Source organism: Corynebacterium tardum (assembly GCF_046717785.1).
Classification (GTDB): Bacteria; Actinomycetota; Actinomycetes; order Mycobacteriales; family Mycobacteriaceae; genus Corynebacterium.
In genome coordinates this window covers 1-22435 of record NZ_CP177104.1, presented here as the reverse complement: position 1 = coordinate 22435, position 22435 = coordinate 1, and the positions used below count along the sequence as shown (strand labels likewise).

At 63.5% G+C, this 22435-nt stretch carries 21 protein-coding genes and 3 tRNA genes; 9 read left to right on the top strand and 15 right to left on the bottom strand.

Translation table 11 applies throughout. From position 1 onward, the window contains the following. Positions 1 to 192: 192 nt before the first annotated feature. Together ACLI1P_RS00120 and ACLI1P_RS00115 are read right to left on the bottom strand one after the other, a co-directional pair. Positions 193 to 837: a rhomboid family intramembrane serine protease gene (locus ACLI1P_RS00120; protein ID WP_411709100.1), complete on the bottom strand. Its 645-nt coding sequence runs from the start codon at positions 835 to 837 to the stop codon at positions 193 to 195. 74 nt (positions 838 to 911) lie between these two features. Further along, positions 912 to 1442: a peptidylprolyl isomerase gene (locus ACLI1P_RS00115; RefSeq protein ID WP_296134302.1), complete on the bottom strand. Its 531-nt coding sequence runs from the start codon at positions 1440 to 1442 to the stop codon at positions 912 to 914. A gap of 69 nt (positions 1443 to 1511) precedes the next feature. Here ACLI1P_RS00115 and ACLI1P_RS00110 point away from each other — a divergent pair, with 69 nt between their 5' ends. Beyond that, positions 1512 to 2156 carry an HAD family hydrolase gene (locus tag ACLI1P_RS00110; RefSeq protein WP_408929839.1) on the top strand — a complete coding sequence of 215 codons (645 nt, stop codon included), beginning with the start codon at positions 1512 to 1514 and terminating at the stop codon, positions 2154 to 2156. Positions 2157 to 2232: 76 nt separating this feature from the next. Here ACLI1P_RS00110 and metE read toward each other — a convergent pair whose 3' ends face one another. Next, positions 2233 to 4497, bottom strand: coding sequence for a 5-methyltetrahydropteroyltriglutamate--homocysteine S-methyltransferase (metE, locus tag ACLI1P_RS00105; RefSeq protein ID WP_411709099.1), 2265 nt, complete (start codon positions 4495 to 4497; stop codon positions 2233 to 2235). Beyond that, positions 4494 to 5417: a methylenetetrahydrofolate reductase gene (locus ACLI1P_RS00100; protein WP_411709098.1), complete on the bottom strand. Its 924-nt coding sequence runs from the start codon at positions 5415 to 5417 to the stop codon at positions 4494 to 4496. Before ACLI1P_RS00100 ends, metE begins: the two co-directional genes overlap by 4 nt. Before the next feature lie 311 nt (positions 5418 to 5728). Between ACLI1P_RS00100 and ACLI1P_RS00095 the strand changes: the two genes are divergently transcribed. The 3 genes from ACLI1P_RS00095 (at position 5729) to ACLI1P_RS00085 (ending at position 7660) form a co-directional block, all read left to right on the top strand. Next, complete coding sequence (locus tag ACLI1P_RS00095) at positions 5729 to 6646, top strand: hypothetical protein (protein ID WP_411709097.1); 918 nt, start codon at positions 5729 to 5731, stop codon at positions 6644 to 6646. A gap of 256 nt (positions 6647 to 6902) precedes the next feature. Next, the gene (locus tag ACLI1P_RS00090) at positions 6903 to 7106 is read left to right on the top strand and encodes a hypothetical protein (protein WP_296134854.1); all 204 of its coding nucleotides are present in this window, start codon (positions 6903 to 6905) and stop codon (positions 7104 to 7106) included. A gap of 68 nt (positions 7107 to 7174) precedes the next feature. Next, complete coding sequence (locus ACLI1P_RS00085) at positions 7175 to 7660, top strand: GNAT family N-acetyltransferase (RefSeq protein ID WP_306507465.1); 486 nt, start codon at positions 7175 to 7177, stop codon at positions 7658 to 7660. Positions 7661 to 7700: 40 nt separating this feature from the next. Here the strand turns inward: ACLI1P_RS00085 and ACLI1P_RS00080 are convergent, their stop codons facing one another. Further along, positions 7701 to 8333 (bottom strand): hypothetical protein, encoded by a 633-nt coding sequence (locus tag ACLI1P_RS00080; RefSeq protein ID WP_306507466.1) that lies wholly within the window; start codon positions 8331 to 8333, stop codon positions 7701 to 7703. A gap of 541 nt (positions 8334 to 8874) precedes the next feature. Continuing rightward, positions 8875 to 8947 (bottom strand) — tRNA-Ala (locus tag ACLI1P_RS00075). 170 nt (positions 8948 to 9117) lie between these two features. Between ACLI1P_RS00075 and ACLI1P_RS00070 the strand changes: the two genes are divergently transcribed. Then, positions 9118 to 10014 carry a polysaccharide deacetylase family protein gene (locus tag ACLI1P_RS00070; RefSeq protein WP_411709096.1) on the top strand — a complete coding sequence of 299 codons (897 nt, stop codon included), beginning with the start codon at positions 9118 to 9120 and terminating at the stop codon, positions 10012 to 10014. A gap of 183 nt (positions 10015 to 10197) precedes the next feature. Here the strand turns inward: ACLI1P_RS00070 and ACLI1P_RS00065 are convergent. The 4 genes from ACLI1P_RS00065 to gyrA all read right to left on the bottom strand — a co-directional run bounded on the left by ACLI1P_RS00065 (position 10198) and on the right by gyrA (position 13381). Beyond that, positions 10198 to 10270 (bottom strand) — tRNA-Ala (locus ACLI1P_RS00065). Positions 10271 to 10279: 9 nt separating this feature from the next. Continuing rightward, positions 10280 to 10356: transfer RNA gene (locus tag ACLI1P_RS00060), tRNA-Ile, on the bottom strand. 79 nt (positions 10357 to 10435) lie between these two features. Continuing rightward, entirely contained in the window at positions 10436 to 10780 is a 345-nt protein-coding gene (locus tag ACLI1P_RS00055; RefSeq protein WP_296133902.1) for a DUF3566 domain-containing protein, read from the bottom strand. A 3-nt stretch (positions 10781 to 10783) separates the two neighbouring features. Beyond that, on the bottom strand, positions 10784 to 13381 hold the full coding sequence (gene gyrA / locus ACLI1P_RS00050) for a DNA gyrase subunit A (RefSeq protein ID WP_411709095.1): 2598 nt from the start codon (positions 13379 to 13381) through the stop codon (positions 10784 to 10786). A 102-nt stretch (positions 13382 to 13483) separates the two neighbouring features. On the opposite strand from gyrA, the gene ACLI1P_RS00045 reads away from it, so the two are divergent. The 4 genes from ACLI1P_RS00045 to ACLI1P_RS00030 all read left to right on the top strand — a co-directional run bounded on the left by ACLI1P_RS00045 (position 13484) and on the right by ACLI1P_RS00030 (position 14987). After that, positions 13484 to 13702: a CopG family transcriptional regulator gene (locus ACLI1P_RS00045; RefSeq protein ID WP_296133898.1), complete on the top strand. Its 219-nt coding sequence runs from the start codon at positions 13484 to 13486 to the stop codon at positions 13700 to 13702. Between the two features lie 3 nt (positions 13703 to 13705). After that, on the top strand, positions 13706 to 13966 hold the full coding sequence (locus tag ACLI1P_RS00040; RefSeq protein ID WP_296133895.1) for a cell filamentation protein Fic: 261 nt from the start codon (positions 13706 to 13708) through the stop codon (positions 13964 to 13966). 71 nt (positions 13967 to 14037) lie between these two features. Beyond that, positions 14038 to 14496, top strand: coding sequence for a hypothetical protein (locus tag ACLI1P_RS00035; protein WP_306507469.1), 459 nt, complete (start codon positions 14038 to 14040; stop codon positions 14494 to 14496). Between the two features lie 44 nt (positions 14497 to 14540). Beyond that, positions 14541 to 14987, top strand: a complete 447-nt coding sequence (locus tag ACLI1P_RS00030) for a DUF6918 family protein (protein ID WP_296133892.1) — start codon at positions 14541 to 14543, stop codon at positions 14985 to 14987. A gap of 76 nt (positions 14988 to 15063) precedes the next feature. On the opposite strand, the gene gyrB is transcribed toward ACLI1P_RS00030, so the two are convergent. From gyrB to dnaA, 5 genes are all read right to left on the bottom strand, one after another. After that, the gene (gene gyrB, locus ACLI1P_RS00025; RefSeq protein WP_296133890.1) at positions 15064 to 17115 is read right to left on the bottom strand and encodes a DNA topoisomerase (ATP-hydrolyzing) subunit B; all 2052 of its coding nucleotides are present in this window, start codon (positions 17113 to 17115) and stop codon (positions 15064 to 15066) included. A gap of 168 nt (positions 17116 to 17283) precedes the next feature. Continuing rightward, positions 17284 to 17826 carry a DciA family protein gene (locus tag ACLI1P_RS00020; protein WP_296133889.1) on the bottom strand — a complete coding sequence of 181 codons (543 nt, stop codon included), beginning with the start codon at positions 17824 to 17826 and terminating at the stop codon, positions 17284 to 17286. Next, entirely contained in the window at positions 17819 to 19003 is a 1185-nt protein-coding gene (gene recF, locus ACLI1P_RS00015) for a DNA replication/repair protein RecF (protein ID WP_296133886.1), read from the bottom strand. Before recF ends, ACLI1P_RS00020 begins: the two co-directional genes overlap by 8 nt. Before the next feature lie 6 nt (positions 19004 to 19009). Next, on the bottom strand, positions 19010 to 20191 hold the full coding sequence (gene dnaN, locus ACLI1P_RS00010; RefSeq protein ID WP_296133883.1) for a DNA polymerase III subunit beta: 1182 nt from the start codon (positions 20189 to 20191) through the stop codon (positions 19010 to 19012). A 597-nt stretch (positions 20192 to 20788) separates the two neighbouring features. After that, a complete protein-coding gene (gene dnaA, locus ACLI1P_RS00005; RefSeq protein ID WP_296133881.1) occupies positions 20789 to 22435 on the bottom strand; it encodes a chromosomal replication initiator protein DnaA in 1647 nt (548 codons plus the stop codon).

Genomic DNA, 22435 nt, shown 5'->3' with positions numbered 1-22435 from the left:
ACAGCCTGTGGATAAGTGTTTTCACGCTCCCCACAGGGCGTTCAAAAACCGCAATCGAACGCGATTCACCTGCTGATCTGCGGGTTTCTTGGCCCAGGTGTTCGGGGAATTACAAGAATGTAGTTATCCACAATGTGGATAACTGGTGTGGATAACTTTCGCACAAAGGTTTTGGTGAATAACACGCCCGAGTTATCCCCAAAGCCCAGCTCGCAGGGCCGCTAGGACGGCAACCGCCACTCCTGTAATTTCAATTCCCAGCCAGCGCACCCAGGTCCGCTGGCGAAACACGAAGGGAGCGAGCACCAGACCTGTAAGCAAACCGCCCACATGTCCCCACACCGACACGTTGTCCGCGATGAAGCTATAAATGACATTCGCCACCACGAGCACCACGGGCGCGCGCAGGTTCAGGCCGCGACTGCGATAGACACCAATGAGCAAGCCCATCAGCGCAAACAGCGCGCCCGAGGCACCCACCGTGGGCGTGCCAAAGTCCATCCAAAGCACCGCCGCCGAAGAACCCACTACAGAAATGAGGTAGGCCGCGGCATAGAGCACACTTCCAATCGCGCGCTCGACCTCCCTACCCACAAACAGCAGCATCACCATGTTGACCAGAAGGTGCCCGGCGTCGAGGTGCATGAAGCCGGCCGTGAGCACCGAATACGGCCGGCTAGCCACGTCTGGGCCCCACAGTGCCCAGTCCTGTGCCATTTGGCTGAGATAGAAGGGGTCTGACAGGGACTTCGCCTGCACGGCGGTAGTCAGCCACGCGCCGATGCACAGGACCATGAACACCGTGGTGGCCGGCGCTGACTTCACATAGTTCTTCATTATGGCTCCTTAAAACGCATCAAACCCGCCACCACGTCGCGTGGCAGCGGGCTTGGGGATGAGCGCGAAAGCGCTTAGGCGATCTCGATGGACTCGATGACAACGTCCTCAGCAGGACGGTCCATGCGGTCGGTGGAGACCTTTGCAATCTTGGACACGACCTCCTGGGAAGCCTTGTCGGTGACCTCGCCGAAGATGGTGTGGTGGTTGTTCAGATGCGGGGTCGGCGCCACGGTGATGAAGAACTGGGAGCCGTTGGTGCCCGGCCCGGCGTTGGCCATGGCCAGCAGGAACGGACGGTCGAACTGCAGCTCCGGGTGGAACTCATCCTGGAACTGGTAGCCGGGGCCGCCACGACCGGTGCCGGTCGGGTCGCCGCCCTGGATCATGAAGTTATCGATGATGCGGTGGAAGATAGCGCCATCGTAGAACGGGCCGGACTGCTCGCCCTTTGCGTTCTGGGTGGTGTAGTCCTTCTCGCCCTTAGCCAGGCCGATGAAGTTCTCCACCGTTACCGGTGCGTGGTTACCGAACAGGTCGATAACAATGTCACCGTGGTTGGTGTGCATCGTTGCAGTTGCGGTCTTCTGAGTCATGCCTGCCATTGTATGGAATTTTCCTCCACCTCGCCGTTGCGCCGCGACGCTGTCAGCGATCTGCGTAGGGTTGCACTCATGATCCGCGCCGTTCTCTTCGACCTCGATGACACCCTCATGGACCACGCCTCCGCCATGCATGCGGCCGTAGAAGACTGGCTTCCGGGAGGTCACCAGCAGCGCTTCGCCGAGTGTGAAAAGAAATGGTTTGCCGCCTACGAGCGCGGTGAGGTCAGCCACCAGGGCCAGCGCATAGGGCGCTGCCGCGAGTTCCTGGGCCGGCCGGACATGTCGGAGCAGGAGGCGCTGGCGGAATACGATACGTACCTGGCTGCCTACGAGCGGCATTGGCGCGCGTTTGATGACGCCCTCCCGGCCCTCCACCACGTCCTGGCGCAGGGTTTCCAGGTCGGCATTCTCACCAACGGTGCCCGTGAGATGCAGTTGGGCAAGCTGCGGGTGGGCGCACTCGATCTGCCCGAAGTAGAACTCTTTCCCACCGTTGAGATGGGCCACCCGAAGCCGCATCCGCAGTCCTACCTCGAGGCCTGCCGGCGGCTGGGCGCGGAGCCAGACTCCACCCTCATGGTGGGTGATTCCCTGGCCAACGATGTGGAGGGCGCGCGGGCAGCGGGCCTGAAGGCACTGCACCTCGACCGCTCTGGGGGCGGCGATATCTCCTCGTTGGCAGAGCTGGAAGCACTGGACTTCGCAGCGCTGTAGCAAGCACTGCACAACGGGCAAAAGCCCTCCCCGCGTGGGGAGGGCTTAAGACCTAGTGCGCGCGGGGCGCGGGCGCTTAGAGGCTGGCGCGGACCTCGTCACGGGCGAGGACCAGGTTGCGCAGGGAGGCCTCGGTCTCCTCGTAGCCGCGGGTCTTCAGGCCGCAGTCCGGGTTGACCCACAGGCGCTCCACCGGGACGTGCTTGAGAGCGGCGCGGATGAGCTCGGCCATCTCTGCCACGGACGGGATGCGCGGCGAGTGGATGTCGTAGATGCCCGGGCCGATTTCGGAGTGGAACTTCTCATCGATGTCCTCGAGGAGCTCCATGCGGGAGCGAGCTGCCTCGATGGAGGTGACGTCGGCGTCGAGGCCGGCGACGGCGTCGATGATCTGGCCGAACTCCGAGTAGCAGAGGTGGGTGTGGATCTGGGTTGCAGGCTTCGCCTGCAACGAAACCACTCGGAAGGAGCGCACGGCCCAATCGAGGTAAGCCTTGCGGTCCTCCTCGCGCAGCGGCAACAGCTCGCGCAGGGCGGGCTCGTCGATCTGGATGATGTCGATGCCGGCTTCCTCGAGGTCACGCACTTCGTCGGCCAGCGCGACGCCTAGCTGGTCGGCGGAGACGGACTGGTGGACGTCGTCGCGCACGAAGGACCAGGCCAGGATGGTTACCGGGCCGGTGAGCATGCCCTTGACGTGCTTGTCAGACTGGGACTGGGCGAACTTCGCCCACTCGGTGGTCATGGCCTCCGGGCGGGAGATGTCGCCGACGACGATCGGCGGACGGGTGCAACGGGAGCCGTAGGACTGGACCCAGCCGTTCTCGGTGACCACGAAGCCGTCGAGAAGCTCGGCGAAGTACTGCACCATGTCGTTGCGCTCCGGCTCGCCGTGGACCAGGACGTCCAAGCCCAGGCGCTCCTGCAGCTCGATGACGCTGGTGACTTCCTTGCGCAGGGCTTCGGTGTAGTCGGCGTCGGACAGCTCGCCCTTGCGGTGAGCGGCACGCGCGGCGCGAATCTCGGAGGTCTGCGGGAAGGAGCCAATGGTGGTGGTCGGCAGGACCGGCAGTCCGAGGGACTCCTGCGCCTTGTTGCGCTCCGCGAACTCCGGCTGGCGCTGGACCTGGCCCTCCGGCAGCTGCGCGGTGCGGTCCTGCACGGCCTGGTTGTGGGTGCGGGAGGACTCGGCGCGGGTGCGCACGGCGCGGTCGGCCTGTGCGTAGGCCTCCGGGGCGTCGAGCGGACCAGCGGCAAGGGCGACGACCTCGCGGACCTTCTCGTCGGCGAAGGCGAACCAGGTGGCCACATCGACCGGCAGGGAGGTCTCTGCTTCCACGGTGTGCGGCACGTGCTGCAGGGACACGGAGGTGGTCACAGTAACGCCCTCACCCAGGGTCTCGAGCTTCTCGCGCAGGTCGCGCAGGTTGGCGGCCCAGACGTTGCGGCCATCGACGAGGCCGGCGGCGAGATGGGTAGCCTCAGTGAGCTTGGCGACGCGCTCCAGGTAGGAGTTGTCCAGAGCCAGCGTGCCCACGGAGAGGTCCACCTGGGCGGCTTCCGGCTTGAGCTCGGCAATGGCGTCGAGGCCCGCGTTGAGGGAACCGTACGGCGTGGTGAGGTAGACCTGCGGGCGCTTCTCGGCACCGAGGATGCGGCCGTAGGCGGTCTTCAGGGCGGCGGCGAGGGCGGCGTCGTCAGCCGCGGCGAGGTCAGCAACGAGGGCCGGTTCTGCCAGCTGGATCCACTCCACGTTGGCGTCGGCAAGCTGCTCCAGCACGGTGAGGTAGGACTCCACCAGCTCGTCGAGGCGGTCGAGCGGCTGCTTCGTAGCGCCCTCGGCCTGCTTGGACAGGGCCAGAAGGGTCACGGGGCCCACGAGGACTGGGCGCACGGCGTGGCCGGCGGCGCGGGCCTCCTCCACGATCTTGAGCACGCGCTGCGGGCGGGCGGTGAAGGACTGGCCGTCGGCAATCTCGGGGACGATGTAGTGGTAGTTGGTGTCGAACCACTTGGTCATCTCCAGCGGCGCGGTGTCCTTGTTGCCGCGGGCCAGGGTGAACTCGTCGTCGAGGCTCTCGCCCTGGACCGCGCCCACGGTCAGGGCGGTCTCCAGCACGTGGTCGTAGTAAGCGACGTCAGCCGGGATGGCGTAGTCCTCGCTCAGGCCCAGGTCCTTGAGGCGGGCGTAGGTGTCCAGGCGCAGGGAGTGCGCGGCGGACTCGAAGGTCTCGGCGTCGATCTTGCCGGACCAGTAAGACTCCAGCGCGCGCTTGAGCTCGCGGTGGGCGCCCACGCGCGGATAACCCTCAATGGTGGCCTTCGGGAATGGTGCAGTCATGGTGTTACTCCAATTCGATTAAGCAGGTCAGTCGTAATGTCAGGATTGTTGTGCGTGTAGATGTGCAGCCCGTCGGCACCGGCCCGCAGGACGGCTTGGGCCAACGCGGCTGTAATCTGCATGCCTATTTCTTTTTCTTCCTCCGGGGAGGTCGCTGCCGCGAGCTGGTCCAGCACGCCCCGGGGGGCGTCCAGCCCGGACAGCTGGCACATTCGCTCCACCCGGGCCCGGCTGGTCATCGGCATGATTCCCGGGATGAGCGGGATCCTCACCCCAGCCAGCCGGGCGCGCTCGGCGAAGCGGACGTAATCCTCCGCGTCGAAGAAGAGCTGGGTGATGGCGAAGTCGGCGCCGAGGCGCTGCTTGGCCAGGAGGACATCGAGATCCTCATCGGGGGTGGCGGATTCCGCGTGGCCGCTGGGGTAGCAAGCCACGCCCACGGCCAGGCGGCCGGCGGCGAGACGCGCCACGCGGGCGGACTCCCAGCGGCGGATGAGCCGGACCAGAGAATCTGCGTGCGGCAGGTGGCCATCCGGCATCCCGCCCTCCGGCAGGTCGCCGCGCAGGGCCAGCAGACCGCGCACGCCGGCTTCCACCAGGCGCTCAATCCAGGCCTCGAGTTCCTCCTCGGTACCGGCGGTGCAGGCCAGGTGGGCTAGGGGCCGCATGGAGGTATCGCGGGAGATCTTCTCAATGAAGGCGGCGGTGCCGTCCAGCCACCCGGAGCGCTGCGAGCTCGTCACCGCGATGTAGTCGGGGTGATAGGCGGTCAGCGTGGCAAGCAAACGGTCGATCTTGGCGGCGTCGGCATCGTGCCGTGGCGGGATCACCTCGAAGGACAAGGCGGGGCGCTCGGCGCGCTCGGGTGTATCTTCGCTGATTTGGTCTAGTGGCGCCGACGCGGACATCCTCGGGGACATGCTCACCTCCTCTGCAGGTCATCTGGGTAACTGTTCTGTGCTGTTGCGAAAAAACGTACCAAGCTGTTCATTTCTGCGATAGGCGTTCACACTTTGGTATGACCATTCCGAGGCACTTAGCTGCACCGTTACGCCAAAAGCCAAGTGAATAAAATCGCCGGGTTCCGTACAAAGCTGTCTATTTCGGCGGGTGGTTGCTGCTCCCCACACGCGGTGGCGGGCCGTGCGCGGCGCCACTACGCTGGTGAAGAGTTCCCGAATGTAATGAGAGAGACTTAGGCTAAACCCAGATAAGGAGCGCCTGCCCCATCATGAATCCCACCGCCCTGAACACAGTGCTCACTGTGGCTTCCTCCCTGCGCAGCCGCCTCAAGGACTACCGCGAGGAGAAGGCGCGTGACGCGTACACCGTGCTCGAGACCGCTGCCGCCCGGATGGACGAGCGCGATAATGACTGGTTCCCGGAGGCCCGCCGTGAGGCCGGCGCCGTGACCAAGGCGGCGCACGCTCGCCTCGAGCGCGCCCTGGAGCAGCTCAAGGAGCGCAGCGACGAGACCACCGAGAAGATTTCTGCTGCCGCCACCGATGCCCAGGAGAACGCCTCGAAGCGCCTGAGCAAGGCCCAGAAGAACGCCGAAAAGAAGGCAGCCCAGGCCCGCAAGAAGGCCTCCAAGAAGTCCGCCAAGGTGCAGAAGAAGGCCAAGAAGCGCGCCCAGAAGCTCTCCCGCAAGGAGCAGAAGAAGGGCTCGAAGATCTGGCTGATCTCCGCCATCGTGGCTGCCTTCGCCGCCGTGGCCGGTGGCGTGTACTACTTCTTCACCCAGAAGAAGCAGAAGGAGTCCGAGGTCCCGCCGCGCGTGGAGGACTTTGCCACCCCGTCCACCACCGCACCGCAGGGCTCCACCTTGGTCTACACCTCCACCACGGAGGATGACGCCAAGGCCCCCGCGGCCACGGCCACCACCTCCACCACTGCCGGCGCCAACGCCGTTCCTACCCACACCTCCGATCTGGCAGAGGACGGCGTGGTCGAGCGCGACGAGGAGCTGCTGGGCTCCCTGGATGAGCAACTGGCTCAGCACCGCGAGGAAGAAAACGCCATCCGGGACGCCATCGAAACCGAGATCGAGGTCAGCAACGCCGATAGCGAAGGTGCTGACACCGCCCGCCTCACCGATGACCACGAGGCTGAGGGCAAGCACCGCCTGCGCACTGACGAGGACAACTAGTACTGCCAACTAAGCGGCGCCTCCGCGAACCGGATCCCCCGGATCCCCACAACCCTCTCCCCGCCTTTGGGGGGAGGGTTTACGTTGTCTTGATCTCAACTCTTTGCCCCCACGTGGGCAAACTGATTCAATTCTAGTAACCGGCATCGATCCTCTTAAAGGGTTGGTGCCCGCGCGCATTTTTATGCTCGCGCATTGTGTGGGTTTTATTGGATTGTCGAGTAATCGATTTTTGTCAGCACCAAGGAGATAAGGCGTGAGCTTCGAGTCCCTCGTAGTCAAGCTCAAAGGTGGGGACACCTTCTACTTCCCGGCGGGCGCCGTGGCGGGGGACCCTTCCCCCCGCGTGGACAACCTCCGTTTCGCCATTGAGAACGGCACCACCTTTCATTCGGTGGATGATTACGGCGTGATTCGTGAGTTCAACGGCTACGACGTGGACAACTACCACCTGTCCTAACCCCCCTTCAGAGCACGCCGAGATCCTAGCGCTAAGGAGCACGGCGACTAGCTCGTATTCTGGGAGGTATGCAATTACTCTCCCTCACCGACGCCGACCGCACTTATCTCGCCCGCCTGAACTTCCTCACCGACACCTTTGGTGACGAGTTCAAGGAGCTGCCCGCGGAGTTCGACGCGGACTTTGACTATTACCTGGGCGGCTGGGAGCCCTCCCGCGGCGGGTTCATTGCCTGGGAGGGGAACGTGCCGGCAGGCGGCGCCTGGCTCAACTGGGGCACCGCCGAGCGCCACGGCTACGGACATGTGGCTGAGGGCATCCCTGAGGTCGCCCTCGCCGTCGAACCCCGCTTCCGCAGCCAGGGTGTGGGCACCATGCTTCTCGACGCCTGCACGGTCCTCGCCCGCGAGATGAACGCCCCCGGCATCTCACTTTCGGTCGCCGAAGATAACACGCGGGCACACCGCCTCTATCTGCACCTTGGCTTCGAGCCGGTGGGCCACGGCCGCGGCCACGAGGTGCTGGTGAAGCGCTTCAGCGACTCGCTGCAGTAGCCCCCGGTCCGCTTTGTTCGTAGTGCCTACTTAGTCCTCTTTAGTAGTGCAGCTGCGGGTTGGCAATGGCGATGCCACCGATGGGGGCCTCGACGTTCTTGGAGTCATAGCCGGTGAGCCGGAAGTCGATGTTCTTGCTCGCGCCGGAGGAATAGCGAGCGATATCGAACCGAATGTTTTTGACCTGGCCCGGACGGACAATCTCATTCAGCACCTGCTTGCCACCAACTTCTGCCTGGACGCGCACGTAGGCGGGGCGCTGATTCTTCAGCGTGTTGTCGTCAAAGCCGAGAGTAGCGGTGAGGTACTTGAACTCGACATCCGGGTCGTTGCGGTTCGGACGAATCCAGTAGGAATCCTGAGTGGTTTCGGAATAGGTGTTGACGAAAGAGTTGCTGTAGGTCTTGCCGTTAATGCTGACCTGAGTGTTGCTGTCACCACGGCCATTTGTCCACACCCACGTATCCGTGGCGGGCATGGACTTGGTTGCCGTATTGTTCGACCCCGCCGCCGGGGAGCTGGCGGAGGTGCCCGAGTTGCTGCTGGAGAGATCGCCGGAGCTGACCAAGCCCGCGATGGTGCTGACGGCGGCGATGATGGCCACGATGGCGGCTGCAATTTCTTGGATGTTTCCGGAGTTGAGCTGCTTGAGAATCTTGTTGATCTGATCCATGCGAGTTTTCCTTTCACGATAGAGAGTGGATCCGAGGCAGAAGGTTATTTAATGAACTATCTAGCTTCAACGGGACTAAAGGAGCCTCCAGAGCCCGGCCAACAAAACCCCAGGAGCTGGTGTTTCACGGCACCAGACACGAAAAATCCACTTGACATCCGCGCAGCATTATGGCGCGACACCAGGCCAGCCCCCACGCCCAGCCCCGTACATAACTCCCGTCACCACACTGCTCCCAACAAGAACCACATTCTCGCAGGTACGAGTACGTAGTCGAGGCAAAGATGCGCACCTAGGCAGCTACAACACAACGCCACGGGCGGCATCGCGGTGTCTCGTGGCAGCGCGCGAACAGCCCCCAGAAAGCCGAAATTAGGGAAGTGTTAAGGAACGATCCCCGGAAAGGCTCCGACAGCGCCTCCGGGGGACCCTGTGGGGCCCTATGAACACAGTGAGAATGTGACTAAAGCGAAACCGGCACCCCAGAACGAAAGAAACTGAGATGCCGGTGTGTCAAGCATGTCGCGACTCATGACAGTTGTGGAGCATAGGGGAATCGAACCCCTGACCTTTGCATTGCGAACGCAACGCTCTACCAACTGAGCTAATGCCCCAATGCCTTTAGAGCGTACTCCTCTCGGTGAACGCAACGAAATCACCCGGCGAAAAGCCCCGGCTAAACCTCAGTAGTTAAATTCTTTCACTCTAGTTGCGTGTCACTAGTAGTTCTTCGGCCCTACCGGGCAGACAATGAGACGTCTGAAAAAGTCTGTGGAAGGTTGTCATGCGCCGAAGAAAAGCCCTTGTCCGCTCCGCCCTCGCCGTTGCCCTCGCGACATCCACGGCCCTGCCTGGTACCGCCGCAGCAGCTGAGCTGCAGGCGCCCCAGGTGCCGCAGCTTTCCGACGTTCAAGAGGACCTCGAACAGCTAGAGCAGGATGCCTTTGCCGCCCTACCGAAGGAGCTTCAGTCCAGTCCCCTCTTCGCGGGCTCCTCGCGGCCGGCACCGGCCCGCTCCACTACCCAGTCCGCCGACGCGACTGCGCGGCCGGCCACACCCAAGTCTCCCTCGGTTGCCGACGCCACGTGTTCCAACTGCGTAGCCATCACCTACGACGACGGCCCCAGCGAGCTGACTTCTCAGCTCCTCGATACCCTGAAGGCCAAGGACGCCCACGCCAGCTTCATGGTCTTGGCTCCCAATGCCACCGCGCACCCAGAGCTGCTACGTCGCATGAAGGCCGAAGGCCACACGGTGGGCAACCACACCGCATCCCACCGCGAGCTCAACAAGCTCTCCCCCAGCGACGTAGACGGCGAGATCAAGGCCGGTGCCGCTGCCATCAAGGCAGCGACGGGTGAGAACCCTCGGTGGATGCGTCCGCCATACGGTGCCACCAATGGCACTGTGGACGCTGCCGCACGGGCCAACGGGCAGGCAGAGGCTCTGTGGGCCGTCGACACCCTGGACTGGAAGGACCGCAATTCTGAGCACGTCTGCGAGGCTGCGGTAAGCGGTGCCCAGCCCGGCTCCATTGTCCTCATGCACGACATTCACGCCACCACCGTGGACGCCGCTGATTGCGTCATCGACGGGCTACGCGCGAAGGGCCTGGAACCGGTGAGCCTCGACCGCCTCATTCCCAATCCCCAGGCGGGAAGGCAGTACTTCACCCGCTAGCGCCCACTGCGGCCGCTCTGGGACCAAAGCAAAAGCACCTTTTGCACATTTTCGCATCCATTCACCTGCGGTTTTCCCGCTAGAGGTCTCCAAATGGTGCCTTTACTCCGGTCCCTTAACCCCCGGTAGGCGGGAATGCGAAAGGCGCCCAGCGTTTCCGCCGGGCGCCTTCCACTTATGCTGTGGAGCATAGGAGAATCGAACTCCTGACCTTCTGCTTGCAAAGCAGATGCTCTACCAATTGAGCTAATGCCCCATTGTTCCGTGGTGGGCCTAGCTGGAATCGAACCAGCGACCTCATCGTTATCAGCGATGCGCTCTAACCGACTGAGCTATAGGCCCTTGACCGGAACGAGTAGTTACTCTACATACGACCGGCGATCTATTACAAATCGCCTGGTCATATGCGGTATTTAGGGCGCTATCGCGACTCTTCTTGCAACCGCACCTTGAAGCCGCCAAAGACATCCACAATTGCGTTGTAGATGCCGGCCATGATCGGCGCCAAGATGGTCATGAGCACGGCAACGATAGCCCCGAAGAGCGCGGCGGCTGAGACCACGAGGCCGAAGCTGACCTCGAAGCCACCGCCGACACCGCCCACGAGCGAGTTGAGGGAATCCCAGATCCCCGCCTGGTCAAGGCCGAGGTACAGCAGGCACACGGCGATGATCCAGGCAACGAGGCCGACGAGGGACATCGCCAAGCCCACGCGGAACGCCGACATGGGTGAAATCCGCGCTAGGTGAAGCTCTCGTCCGATCATGAATTACTCCTCGCCCTCGGTGGTGTCCTGGTTGTTGTCCTTGTCAGCGCCCTTGGCCGTGGCGTCGTCGCCAAGCTTCAGGTGCTCCTGCTGGACATCTTCCACGGACTTCTCGCCCTTCGCCACCGCTTGGGCATCTTCCTCGCCGTCGTCCTCCACGTTGCGGTCGATGGCGAGCAGCTCAACGTCGTCCGCCAGGTTGACCAGGCGCACGCCCATCGTGGCGCGGGAGCTCGGGCGAATCTGGTTGACCTCGGTGCGCACCACGCCGCCGGCGGAGGTGATGGCGAAGATCTCGTCGTCCTCCTCCACGGCAATAGCGGAGATGAGCTTGCCGCGCTTCGGGGTGTACTTGAAGGTCATGACACCGAGGCCGCCGCGGCCCTGCGGGGTGTACTCCTCGATGGCGGTGCGCTTGCCGTAGCCGCCGGAGGTGGCCACCAGCAGGAACTGGCCGTCGTTGACCACGGACATGGACAGCAGCTGATCGTCGCCGCGGAAGCGCATGCCCTTCACGCCGGCGGTGGCGCGGCCCATCGGGCGGAGCTGGTCGTCGTCGGCAGTAAAGCGGATGGCCTGGCCCTGCTCAGAGGTGAGCAGGATGTCGTCGCCCTCGCTGACCAGCTGAGCGCCGATCAGCGCATCGCCCTCGTTGAGGTTGATGGCGATGAGTCCAGCGGAGCGCGCGGACTCGTAATCGGTGAGGCGGGACTTCTTTACGCGGCCCTGCTGCGTAGCCAGGACCAGGTAGGGAGCGTCCTCGTAGGACTGGATCTGGATGACCTGGGCAATCTTCTCCTCCGGCTGGAACTCCAGCAGGTTGGCCACGTGCTGGCCGCGGGCGGTGCGGCCTGCCTCTGGCAGCTCGTAGGCCTTGAGGCGGTAGACGCGGCCGAAGTTGGTGAAGAACAGGATCCAGTCGTGCGTGGAGCAGACGAAGAAGTTCTTCACAATGTCGTCCTGCTTGAGCTCCGCGCCGCGCACGCCCTTGCCGCCGCGCTTCTGCGCCTTGTAGGAGTCCACCTTGGTGCGCTTGGCGTAGCCGGTGGAGGTGATGGTGACCACTACGTTCTCGCGGGCGATGAGGTCCTCGTCGGAAACGTCACCGGAGGCAGCGACGATCTGGGTACGGCGCTCATCGCCGTACTTTTCGACGATCTCCTCGAGCTCGTCGTGGACGATCTGGCGCTGGCGCTCCTCGCGGGCGAGGATGTCCTTGAGGTCTGCGATGATCTCCTCGATCTCCGCCAACTCATCGATGATCTTCTGACGCTCCAGGGCGGCCAGGCGGCGCAGACGCATGGCCAGGATGGCGTCGGCTTGGATCTCGTCAACGTCGAGAAGCTGCATCAAGCCCTCGCGGGCCTCCTCCACCGTCGGGGAACGGCGGATGAGCGCGATGACCTCATCGAGCATGTCGAGCGCCTTGACCAGACCGCGCAGGATGTGGGCGCGCTTCTCCGCCTCATCCAGGCGGAACTGGGTACGGCGGACGATGACCTCGATCTGGTGAGCCACGTAGTAGCTCAGCATCTGGTCCAGGCGCAGGGTGCGCGGCACGCCATCGACGATGGAGAGCATGTTCGCGCCGAAGGAGGTCTGCAGCTGGGAGTGCTTGTACAGGTTGTTGAGCACCACGCGCGCCACGGCGTCGCGTTTGAGGGTGACCACGATGCGCATGCCCACGCGGTTAGAGGACTCGTCCTCAATCTTGGCAATACCGGCAATCTTGCCGTTGACCACGGACTCCGCGATGTTGGAGATCATGTTGTCCGGGTTGACCTGGTACGGCAGCTCCGTAATCACGATGGTCTGGCGGTTGCCCACCTCCTCAATGGAGGTCACACCGCGCATGCGGATGGAGCCACGGCCGGTGGAGTAGGCATCCTTGATGCCTTGGTCGCCCACGATGAGGCCGGCGGTGGGGAAATCCGGGCCCTTGACGCGCTCCATGCAGGCGGCCAGAGCCTCCTCCTCCGGCGCCTCCGGGTGGTCCAGCAGCCAGTAGATGGCCTCCGCCAGCTCACCCAGGTTGTGCGGCGGGATGTTGGTGGCCATACCGACGGCAATACCGCCGGAGCCGTTCATCAAAAGGTTCGGAACGCGGGACGGCAGGATCACCGGCTCCTGGGTCTTGCCGTCGTAGTTCGGGGCGAAGTCAACGGTGTTTTCGCGGATATCGCGCACCATCTCCATCGCCAGCGGCGTCATGCGGCACTCGGTGTAACGCATGGCGGCGGGGCCGTCATTACCGCGGGAACCGAAGTTACCCTGGCCATCGACCAGCGGATAGCGCATGTTCCACGGCTGGGCCAGGCGCACGAGGGTGTCATAAATTGCGGAGTCACCGTGCGGGTGGAACTGGCCCATCGTGTCCGACACCGGGCGGGCGGACTTCACGTAGCCGCGGTCCGGGCGGTAGCCGGAGTCGTACATGGCGTAGAGGATGCGGCGGTGGACCGGCTTCAGGCCATCTCGGACCTCCGGCAGGGCACGGCCGACGATGACGGACATGGCGTAGTCGATGTAGCTCGACTCCATCTCCTCATTGATGTCAATGGGGTGGATGCGATCAAACAGATCGCCGTTGTTTTCACTCATAACACCTCATAGTACCGCCTGAGCGCCCGTGTGACGCCCTATGGCGGGGCCGGGTCGCAGAGGTGGTATCACGGTGATACCAGAGAGTGCTAGCCTGAGGGCATGGCAATGACACTGCGGCTTACCCCTGAACAAGATCACGCGCTCACACTCCTGGCCTCGGCGCAGGGAACCTCCAAACATGAGGCGGTGGTCCGGGCGGTGGTGGCGGCGGCGTCGCGCACGCTTAGCGACGCCGCAGTGCAGGACACCGCCCGCCATCTCCTGCCCGGCCGCGCGGAGCTGGAGGCTGAAATCCGCCAGGCCCGCGGACGGCGGTAACCCATGAGCGTGGAACAACTCGCGCTGGTCGCCCGAGAGTTTTGCCGGGTCTACCGAGTGCGCCTCCTCGACTTCGCGGCCCTTGCCGCCGCTGCCGCCGCGAGCACGGCAAGTATCGAGGGCATTGCGGTGCACGGCAACCGCCACGAGGCGGCTCGCGCGCTGGAGTCAGTGCTTCGGGCGGTACCGGCGCTGAGCGGAAAGAACGAAGAATTCGCAGGATTTTGCGCGCAGGTCTATCTTTCTGTTGCAGAAGTTATGTAAGTTAAACGTGTTAAAGAATCCGCTGCTGCCGTTTGGCCCCGCGGTGACCCCCAGAAAGGAACTCCTCTTTCATGTCCATCAAGAAGCTCCTCGCCGCTGGCGTCGTGGCCACCACCCTGGCCACCGCCGCGACCCCCGCTGCGTCCGCTGCGTCCTCCGCCACCGCCTCCGGCCCGCAGGGCTGGGAGGATGGCAAGAACCCCGACTTCGTGCAGGGTGAAGAAGGCGCCACCCTGACGGGTTCCAGCCCTATGGACATGGGCCTTATCATCGGCGGCTCCATCGCCGGCATCCTCGCTGTGCTCAAGCTCATCACCGACAACGTCCCGGCCCTGCGCGCCCAGGTGGACGAGTTCGCCGCGCAGATCGGCATGGCAGGCTCTTCCGGCTCCTCCGAGCACAACCGCCTCTACGAGGGTGGCCTTGACTTCGACCTGGAGCGCCTCGCCCGCGACAACAACTTCCCGGAGATCGCCGACCAGATCGCCGCCATGAAGGCCGGCTCGAGCGCCCCGGCCCCCGCACAGTAAGTAGCAGTACGCGGCACAGCGCACGGCACAGTAGGCTCTACAGCATGGCTAACCTCACTCAGCTCCTGCAGTCCCCAACCCGCAACGCCGTCGTGGCCGATCTTTCCCAGGCCGCCGAGGACGCCGTGTCCTCCCTCAGCGGCATCTCCGGCATGGCGTTCAAAGGCGCCCTAGCCGCGGCTAAGAAGACCGATTCCGCGGTCGTCTCCAAGGGCGTTAACCGCCTCCTGCCGGACCTGCTCAACTCCCTAGAGCCCTACTGGCAAGAATTCGAGGGCTCTGAGCAGTCCGACTTCGGCACCTACTTGGACGGCCGCAGCGCCGAGATCACTGAGTCCATCATGGCCAGCGCGGATAAGTCCGCCGAGGAGATCACCGCCCCGGGCCTGGCTCGCGCCTACAAGTCGTTGCGCGGCAAGGCCTCCTCCATCTTGGAGCCCAACATCTCGACGATGGGCAGCATCCTGCAGCGCCACATGGACGCCGCCTAACCCTAACTACGCACCGATCACAAAAGGCCAGCCTCCCTCCTTGCGAGGGGCGCTGGCCTTTCGTCGTGCTGGGCGCTTAGACGTCGAGGAAACGAACGTCCTTGGCGCGGCGGGTAATGAAGGAGCGACGAGCAGAGACGTCATCACCCATGAGGATGGAGAAGAGCTCGTCGGCGCGCTGCGCGTCCTCCAGGTCAACGCGGCGCAGGATACGGGTGTTCGGGTCCAACGTGGTCTCCCACAGCTCAGACGCGTTCATCTCACCCAGACCCTTGTAGCGCTGAATGCCGTCATCCTTGTTGATCTTGCGGTTCTCTTCCAGGCCCTCCGCCAGCAGCTTGTCGCGCTCCGCGTCGGAGAAGGCGTAACCCGGTTCGCCCTTGGCCCACTTGAGCTTGTACAGCGGCGGATTAGCCAGGTAGACGTGGCCGTCCTCCACCAGTTGCGGCATGAAGCGGAAGAGCAGGGTCAGAAGCAGCGTGGCGATGTGCTGGCCGTCCACGTCGGCATCGGCCATCAGCACAATCTTGTCGTAGCGCAGCTTGGAGATGTCGAACTCTTCGTGGATGCCGGTGCCCAGAGCGGTGATGATGGCCTGGACCTCAGCGTTCTTGAGCACCTTGTCCATGCGCGCCTTCTCCACGTTGAGGATCTTGCCGCGCAGCGGCAGGATGGCCTGGAACATGGAATCGCGGCCGCCCTTGGCGGAACCACCTGCGGAGTCACCCTCCACGATGTAGAGCTCAGAGAGCTTGGAGTCCTTGGAGCGGCAATCCGCCAGCTTGCCTGGCAGGCCGCCCAAGTCGCCGGCAGACTTGCGGCGCACCAGCTCGCGGGCCTTGCGGGCCGCCACGCGGGCGTGTGCGGAGGAGACGGCCTTGTTGATGATGACCTTGGCCTCCGCCGGGTTGGCGTCGAACCAATCGTTGAGGTGCTCGTTGACCGCGCGCTGGACAAAGCCCTTGATTTCGGAGTTGCCCAGCTTGGTCTTGGTCTGGCCCTCGAACTGCGGGTCTCCCACCTTCACGGAGATCACGGCGGCCAGGCCCTCACGGCAGTCATCGCCGGAGAGGTTGCCGTCCTTCTCCTTGAGCAGCTTGTGCTCCTTGGCGTAGCGGTTCATCAGGGAGGTCAGCGCTGCGCGGAAGCCCTCCTCGTGCGTGCCGCCCTCGTGGGTGTTGATGGTGTTGGCGAAGGTGTGGACGGACTCCTTGTAGCCCTGGTTCCACTGCAGCGCGATTTCTACCTCGTGGTCCTCGCCCTTGACGTCGAACGCCACGATGGTCGGGTGAATCGCGGACTTGGTCTTGTTGAGGAACTCAACGTAGTCCTGCAGACCGTTCGGGTAGTGGTAGGTGACTTCCTTGTTCTTTTTCTTGGCCGCCTGGCCCTCGTCACCCTCGCCATCCGCGCCGGATTCGCCCTTCTCATCCAGGCTGCTCAGGCTCACTGGGGCATCGCCCGCTTCGGCGATCTCCTCCAGCTCCGCCTGCTCCTTGGAGATGGCGCGCTCATCGCGCAGGACGATGGTCAGGCCCTTGTTGAGGAAGGCCATCTCCTGCAGGCGGCGAGCAATGGTGTCGTAGTTAAACTCGACGGTCTCAAAGATCTCCGGGTCCGGCCAGAAGCGGATGGTGGTACCGGTACCGCGGGCGTTATCGCCCTCCACCAGCTCATCCGGGATGGCGTTGGTGAAGTTCTGGTACCAGTGCTTGCCGCTGCGCTTAATGTCCGCCTCGACGCGGGTGGACAGCGCATTGACCACGGAGATACCGACACCGTGCAGACCGCCGGACACCGCGTAGGACTCGGAGTCGAACTTACCGCCGGCGTGCAGCTGGGTCATGACCACCTGCACCGTCGGGGCGCCGGAGGCGTGCATCTCCACCGGGATACCACGGCCGTTATCGATAACCTCGACGCCGCCGTCCTCCCGCAGGGTGACGATGACCTTGTCGGCGTAGCCCGCCATGGCCTCATCGACGGAGTTATCAACAATCTCCCAGATCAGGTGGTGCAGACCGCGCACACCGGTGGAACCGATGTACATGCCGGGGCGCTTACGAACGGCCTCCAGGCCCTCCAGAATCGTAATTGACCCCGCATCATATGCGTGTTGTTCAGCCACGGATTCGTGTTCTCCTTTTGGCTAGAGCTAAATCTAAGACTTTATCCATTCTACACTGTGTCCCCCCACGCAAGGGCACTGCACGCCAGTGAGAGAGGCAAATTTACGTGAATTTAGCGATCCCACGATTTTCCCGGATTTCACTAGCCCGTCGGCCAGCCGGTCTCCTTACCCGTACGTGTCTTGGGAGCCTTGCGGCTTGACCCACTGCCGGCCTTCGTAGTTGCGGTGCTGCTTCGGGCCCTGAATGTGCAGCTTGGTCACTACGTCGGGGCCTAGGCGGTCAGCAATCTTCTGCAAGATGGGGCGCTGCAGGTAGCGCAGCTCCGTGGCCCAGCTGGAGGAATCGCAGGCCACGTACACCACCTGTTCTTTGATGTTCAGCGGCTGCGTGTGCGCGGCAATGCGCTCGCCCACCAGGTTCTCCCAGTTGCCCATGACCCACCCGTGCGCGAGCTCGTGCTCCCAGCCGCGCTTGCCAATTTCGCGCTGGATCTGCGAACCCAAACTAGGAATGTCCAGGCTGCGGCGCCGCCGGCGACCGTCCGGACCGGTGGGCCGGCCGCGCCGGTAGGCCTTCGGCTGCTGATCCGCCGGCTGCTGCCCCAGGTTCATCTTCGGCACCGACCGGTTGAGCTTCGGCGGGTTCTTCGAGGTGCTGCGGGTCCGCTCAAACAGCGCCTTGACCGGGTCAAATTCCGGTTCACTCATCGTCTTCTGCCCCCTCTGGCTCGGCAGCGCGCGCAATCTCTGAAATTCGTCCCTCGTCGGTATCGCGGACGGTGACGTTGAAGCGCTCGATGGGCTCCAGGTTACCCGGCAGGTCCTCATCCACCGCCGCGGTGATCAGCACCTGCTCGGCCTCGGCGGCGAGGTGCACCAGTTTCTGGCGGCGCTTGGCGTCGAGCTCCGCAAAGACATCGTCGAGGATGAGGATCGGATCGGTGCCCTCCTGGCGCAGCAGATTGAACTCCGCCAGGCGCAGAGAAATGGAATAGGACCAGGTCTCGCCGTGGCTAGCAAAGCCCTTGGCGGGGCTCTGGCCCAGGTTGAGCATCAGATCGTCGCGGTGCGGCCCCACCAGCGATATCCCGCGCTCGATTTCGCGCTGCCGCACCGCCGCGAGCTCCGTGAGCATCATCGCCTCGATGACCTCGCGGTCGGACACGTCCACGGTGGACTTGTACTCCACGCTGGCCGGACGGGACTCGGGTGCCAGGCCGCTATAGGCGGCGGGGATGAGGTCCCGCAAGGCGTCGACAAGCGCGAGGCGCGCCTCAATCACCTGCGCGCCCAATGACGCCAGCTGCGTATCCCACACGTCGAGAGTAGCCAGGGCTGACGCGCCGTCACTGTCGCTGTATCCGCGGCGCAAGCTGGGCGACGCCCCCTTGAGCAACGCATTGCGCTGCTTCAACACCTTGTCGTAATCCGCCTTCACCCCTGCCAGGCGCGGGGTGCGCGAGGCAATGATGTCATCCAGGTACTGGCGACGCGTGGCCGGCTCGCCCCGCACAAGCGACAGATCTTCCGGCGAAAAGAGCACGGTTTTGACCACGCCGAGCAACTCCCGCGGGGACTTCAGCCGGGTCCGGTTGATCTGCGCTTGGTTCGCCGCATGCGGCTTGATGAGCAGGTGGGCGGTAAGCTCGCGGCCCTGATTCACCGCGGTGGCGGAGATGCGCGCGTTCTGCGCGCCCTGGCGCACTAGCGGAGCGTCGTGCGATACGCGGTGGGAGGACAAATGCGCCGCGTACCCGATGGCCTCGACGATGTTGGTTTTGCCGAAGCCATTGCGACCCACAAAAAGGCTGATCCCCGGCTTCAGCTCAAGGTTGAGCTCGGGCCAGGAGCGAAAGTCCCTGACATCGAGATCCCGAATGTACATACGGCCTTAGCCCGGCAGACGCACCGGCATGAGCAAGTAGGTGAAATCCGTCTCCGGGGTGGGGAACGTGCCATCTTCCTCCGCGGCGGGCAGCTCCTCCGGCTCCGGAATCATGATGGCCGGGCGGGATGGCTCGGTAAAGCCGAAGACCACGCGGTCCGTGTGCACCACGGCCAGGCCGTCCTTGAGGTAGGACGGGTTGAAGGCAATGACAAAGCTATCGCGGCCGTTGAACGCACACGGCAGGGTCTCACTAGCGCGGCCCGAATCGGCGCCGGCGGCCAAGGTGACCTCGCCTTCGGTGAATTCCATGCGGATCTGCGCGTTGCGGTCCGTCAGCAGGGAGACGCGGCGGATAGCCTCCTGCAGCGGGGCGACCTCGATGCTAGCCATGGCCGTGTGGTTCTTCGGCAGCAGCGGGGCGACGTTGGGGAAGTCCGCATCCAGCATGCGCGTGGTGGTCTCACGGTTATCCGCGTGAAGGCCGAACAGGCCTTCGGCGGCGATGTTCTCACCGGTACCCACGGCGATCTCCACCGGGATGTTGAGGTGAGTATCCAGGGAGCGGCCGGTGTCCTGCAGCGTCTTGGCCGGGACCAGAAGCTTCGCTTCGACGTCCGGGGAGACCGGATCCCACTCGAAGGTGCGCATGGCCAAGCGGAAGCGGTCCGTGGCGGTCATCTCTACGTGAGAGCCCTCGATGGCGATGTGCACGCCAGTGAGCATGGGCAGGGTGTCATCCTTGCCCGCCGCTGCCACGACCTGGCTGATGGCCTCGACGAACAGCTGCGGGTTGATCGTGCCGGTGACCTCCGGCAACACGGGCAGCTGCGGGTAGTCATCCAGCGGGATGAGCGGCAGCTCGAAGCGCGAGGAACCACAGGTAAGCAGGACCTTGGAGTCCTCCTGCGTCATCTCGATTTCCTTGTTGGGCAAGGAGGCAACGATGTCAGACAGAAGCTTGCCGGCGACCGCGATGCGGCCGGGCTCATCCACCATGCCGGCAATGCGCACGCGGGTGGACACCTCGTAGTCAAAGCCGGTGAATTCCAAACCATTGTCATCCGCGGTGATCAGCATGGCGCGCAGCACCGGTTGGGTCACCTTCGACGGCAAGCTACGCGCGACCCACGCGACGGCGTTGGCAAGGTCATCTTTGGCAACGCGAAATGACACGGACTGGTCCATGGTGGTGAGACGCTCCTCTAGTTGCGGATGGGTTGATTCTTGGAAGCTCTCTCCAACTTACAGGATCGCGCCGACACCACAGGAGTTTGTCATTCACCCCTCCCTGCCCCCCTTCGATGGGGCCGGGCGACGAGGCGGAGGCCGGCGAATCACACACATCCTTTTTCTTCTTGGTTAGGGAGAAAACAAAATAGGAGTAGTAATAACCGCTGTGGGATCTGTGGATAACCCACCAAAAGCCGAGCGTGATCCGGCGGCGCGGGGTGTTAGTCGGGGTGTGGGATCTCTGTGATCAAATGACAAGAATTGTGAGCAACTGCTCCGGGGCCAAAGTTATCCACAATTCATCCCCAGATCCATCGCCGCTGATCACAGGCTTAATCACATGTTTTCTGCCCGGGCCTTCTGCCTGTGGATGTGAAAAACGTGATGAGGATCTACGAATTACAAGCGTGAAATTACACAGGTGTGGATAAGACTGTGGATAAAGATATGAGCTCCCACTGCTTACGCGAAAACCCCCTCTCACCCTGGGATCCCGTGGGATCGTCAGGTGCGACAGGGGGCGAGGAGGCCGGTGGGCTGGTTGCGGCTTAGCTAGCTACGGTTATGTGTTTTGATCCTTTGCGTCAGCGCCTGGATCTCGTCGTACGTATTGCGGTTCTCCGTCATTTCCTTGCGGATCTTGCGGTCGGCATAGATCACGGTGGTGTGGTCCTTGCCGCCGAACTGATCACCAATCTTGGGAAGGGAGAGCTCGGTGAGCTCGCGGCAGAGGTACATCGCGAGCTGGCGAGCGTGCGCCACCGCGCGCTTCTTGCCGGAGCCGCGCAACGTATCGACGTCAATATTGAAGTAATCGGCGGTGACTTCCATGATGGCGGTCGCCGTGATCTGGCGGTCCGCGGAGTCGGGGGCCAGGTCATGGAGGGCGATCTCCGCCATCTCCAGGCTGATCGGCTCGTTGACCAGAGAAGAGTAGGCAGAGACGCGGATCAGCGCGCCCTCGAGCTCGCGGATGGAGGACTCGAAGCGGGAGGCAATGAGCTCCAACACGGAGCGGTCCACGTCGGTGCCGTCCGCGGCCGCCTTCTTCATGAGAATGGCGATACGCGTTTCCAGGTCCGGCGGCTGAATATCCGTGATAAGACCGCCCTCGAAGCGGGTGCGCAGGCGATCCTCCAGCGTGGTCAGCTGCTTCGGCGGGCGGTCCGAGGACAAGATGATCTGCTTGTTGGCCTGGTGCAGCGCATTGAAGGTGTGGAAGAACTCCTCCTGCGTGGACTCCTTGCCCTCCAAGAACTGGATGTCATCCACCATGAGGATGTCCAGGTTGCGGTAGCGCCGCTTGAAGGATTCCTGGCGGTCATCGCGCAAGGAATTGATGTAGTCATTGGTGAACTCTTCCGAGGACACGTACTTCACCCGCAGGCCCGGGTGCAGCACCTGGGCGTAGTTGCCCGCCGCGTGCAGCAGGTGGGTCTTGCCTAGGCCGGAGCCGCCCCAAATAAAGAGCGGGTTGTAGGCGCGGGCGGGATTCTCCGCCACGGCCACGGCCGCACCGTTGGCAAAGCGGTTGGAGGAGCCGATCACGAAGTTTTCAAACGTGTGCTTCGGGTTGAGAGACTTCTCGCGGTTTGGGTTGTGCGCGGGCTCCTCGCGGCGGATGCGCTGGCCGGAGGTGCCGGCTTGGCCAGCAGGATCGGAGTATTCCGAATAGTTGTTGTACGCGTTGGCCTGCTGATCGCTGTAGTGCTGCGCCAGCTCGTCCAGGCTGGCCGGCGAGTGGGTGGAGTCCCACGGCTGAGCGCTGGGACCCGGAGCCTGCGGTTGCGGTGACTGCTGTGGCGCCGAGGATACTGAGTGCCCCATCCCGTGCTGCGGGGCCTCGGTCTGAATCGGTCGGCGCGGTTCGGGCTCGGGTTCCGGCTCCGGCTGCGGGGCCGGGGCCTCCGGCGGTGCGGTGATGGTGACCGCCAGGGAGAACGGGCGGCCCAGGTGCTGGGCCAGGGCGCGGGAGATGTACTCGCTGAGCTCGGTCTCCAGCACCCGCTTGGCGTTCTCGTGGGGTGCGGCGATGAGCGCGTAGCCCTCGCCGATCATGATTGGCTGGACCAGTTGCAGACTCAGGCGCTGGCTGTGATTGAAATTGGGTACGTCTGAGCTGGGCTGCTCGGACTGCGCCAGCAGATCGGAGACCACTGCTTTCCAGCTGGCCATGAGAGCCGCGTGCGGATCAGACAA

Excerpts from the sequence above, each read along its gene's own strand:
- ACLI1P_RS00120 (WP_411709100.1), bottom strand. The coding sequence starts at position 837 with ATGAAGAACTATGTGAAGTCAGCGCCGGCCACCACGGTGTTCATGGTC.
- ACLI1P_RS00115 (WP_296134302.1), bottom strand. The coding sequence starts at position 1,442 with ATGGCAGGCATGACTCAGAAGACCGCAACTGCAACGATGCACACCAAC.
- ACLI1P_RS00110 (WP_408929839.1), top strand. The coding sequence starts at position 1,512 with ATGATCCGCGCCGTTCTCTTCGACCTCGATGACACCCTCATGGACCAC.
- metE (WP_411709099.1), bottom strand. The coding sequence starts at position 4,497 with ATGACTGCACCATTCCCGAAGGCCACCATTGAGGGTTATCCGCGCGTG.
- ACLI1P_RS00100 (WP_411709098.1), bottom strand. The coding sequence starts at position 5,417 with ATGTCCCCGAGGATGTCCGCGTCGGCGCCACTAGACCAAATCAGCGAA.
- ACLI1P_RS00095 (WP_411709097.1), top strand. The coding sequence starts at position 5,729 with ATGAATCCCACCGCCCTGAACACAGTGCTCACTGTGGCTTCCTCCCTG.
- ACLI1P_RS00085 (WP_306507465.1), top strand. The coding sequence starts at position 7,175 with ATGCAATTACTCTCCCTCACCGACGCCGACCGCACTTATCTCGCCCGC.
- ACLI1P_RS00080 (WP_306507466.1), bottom strand. The coding sequence starts at position 8,333 with ATGGATCAGATCAACAAGATTCTCAAGCAGCTCAACTCCGGAAACATC.
- ACLI1P_RS00070 (WP_411709096.1), top strand. The coding sequence starts at position 9,118 with ATGCGCCGAAGAAAAGCCCTTGTCCGCTCCGCCCTCGCCGTTGCCCTC.
- ACLI1P_RS00055 (WP_296133902.1), bottom strand. The coding sequence starts at position 10,780 with ATGATCGGACGAGAGCTTCACCTAGCGCGGATTTCACCCATGTCGGCG.
- gyrA (WP_411709095.1), bottom strand. The coding sequence starts at position 13,381 with ATGAGTGAAAACAACGGCGATCTGTTTGATCGCATCCACCCCATTGAC.
- ACLI1P_RS00045 (WP_296133898.1), top strand. The coding sequence starts at position 13,484 with ATGGCAATGACACTGCGGCTTACCCCTGAACAAGATCACGCGCTCACA.
- ACLI1P_RS00040 (WP_296133895.1), top strand. The coding sequence starts at position 13,706 with ATGAGCGTGGAACAACTCGCGCTGGTCGCCCGAGAGTTTTGCCGGGTC.
- ACLI1P_RS00035 (WP_306507469.1), top strand. The coding sequence starts at position 14,038 with ATGTCCATCAAGAAGCTCCTCGCCGCTGGCGTCGTGGCCACCACCCTG.
- ACLI1P_RS00030 (WP_296133892.1), top strand. The coding sequence starts at position 14,541 with ATGGCTAACCTCACTCAGCTCCTGCAGTCCCCAACCCGCAACGCCGTC.
- ACLI1P_RS00020 (WP_296133889.1), bottom strand. The coding sequence starts at position 17,826 with ATGAGTGAACCGGAATTTGACCCGGTCAAGGCGCTGTTTGAGCGGACC.
- recF (WP_296133886.1), bottom strand. The coding sequence starts at position 19,003 with ATGTACATTCGGGATCTCGATGTCAGGGACTTTCGCTCCTGGCCCGAG.
- dnaN (WP_296133883.1), bottom strand. The coding sequence starts at position 20,191 with ATGGACCAGTCCGTGTCATTTCGCGTTGCCAAAGATGACCTTGCCAAC.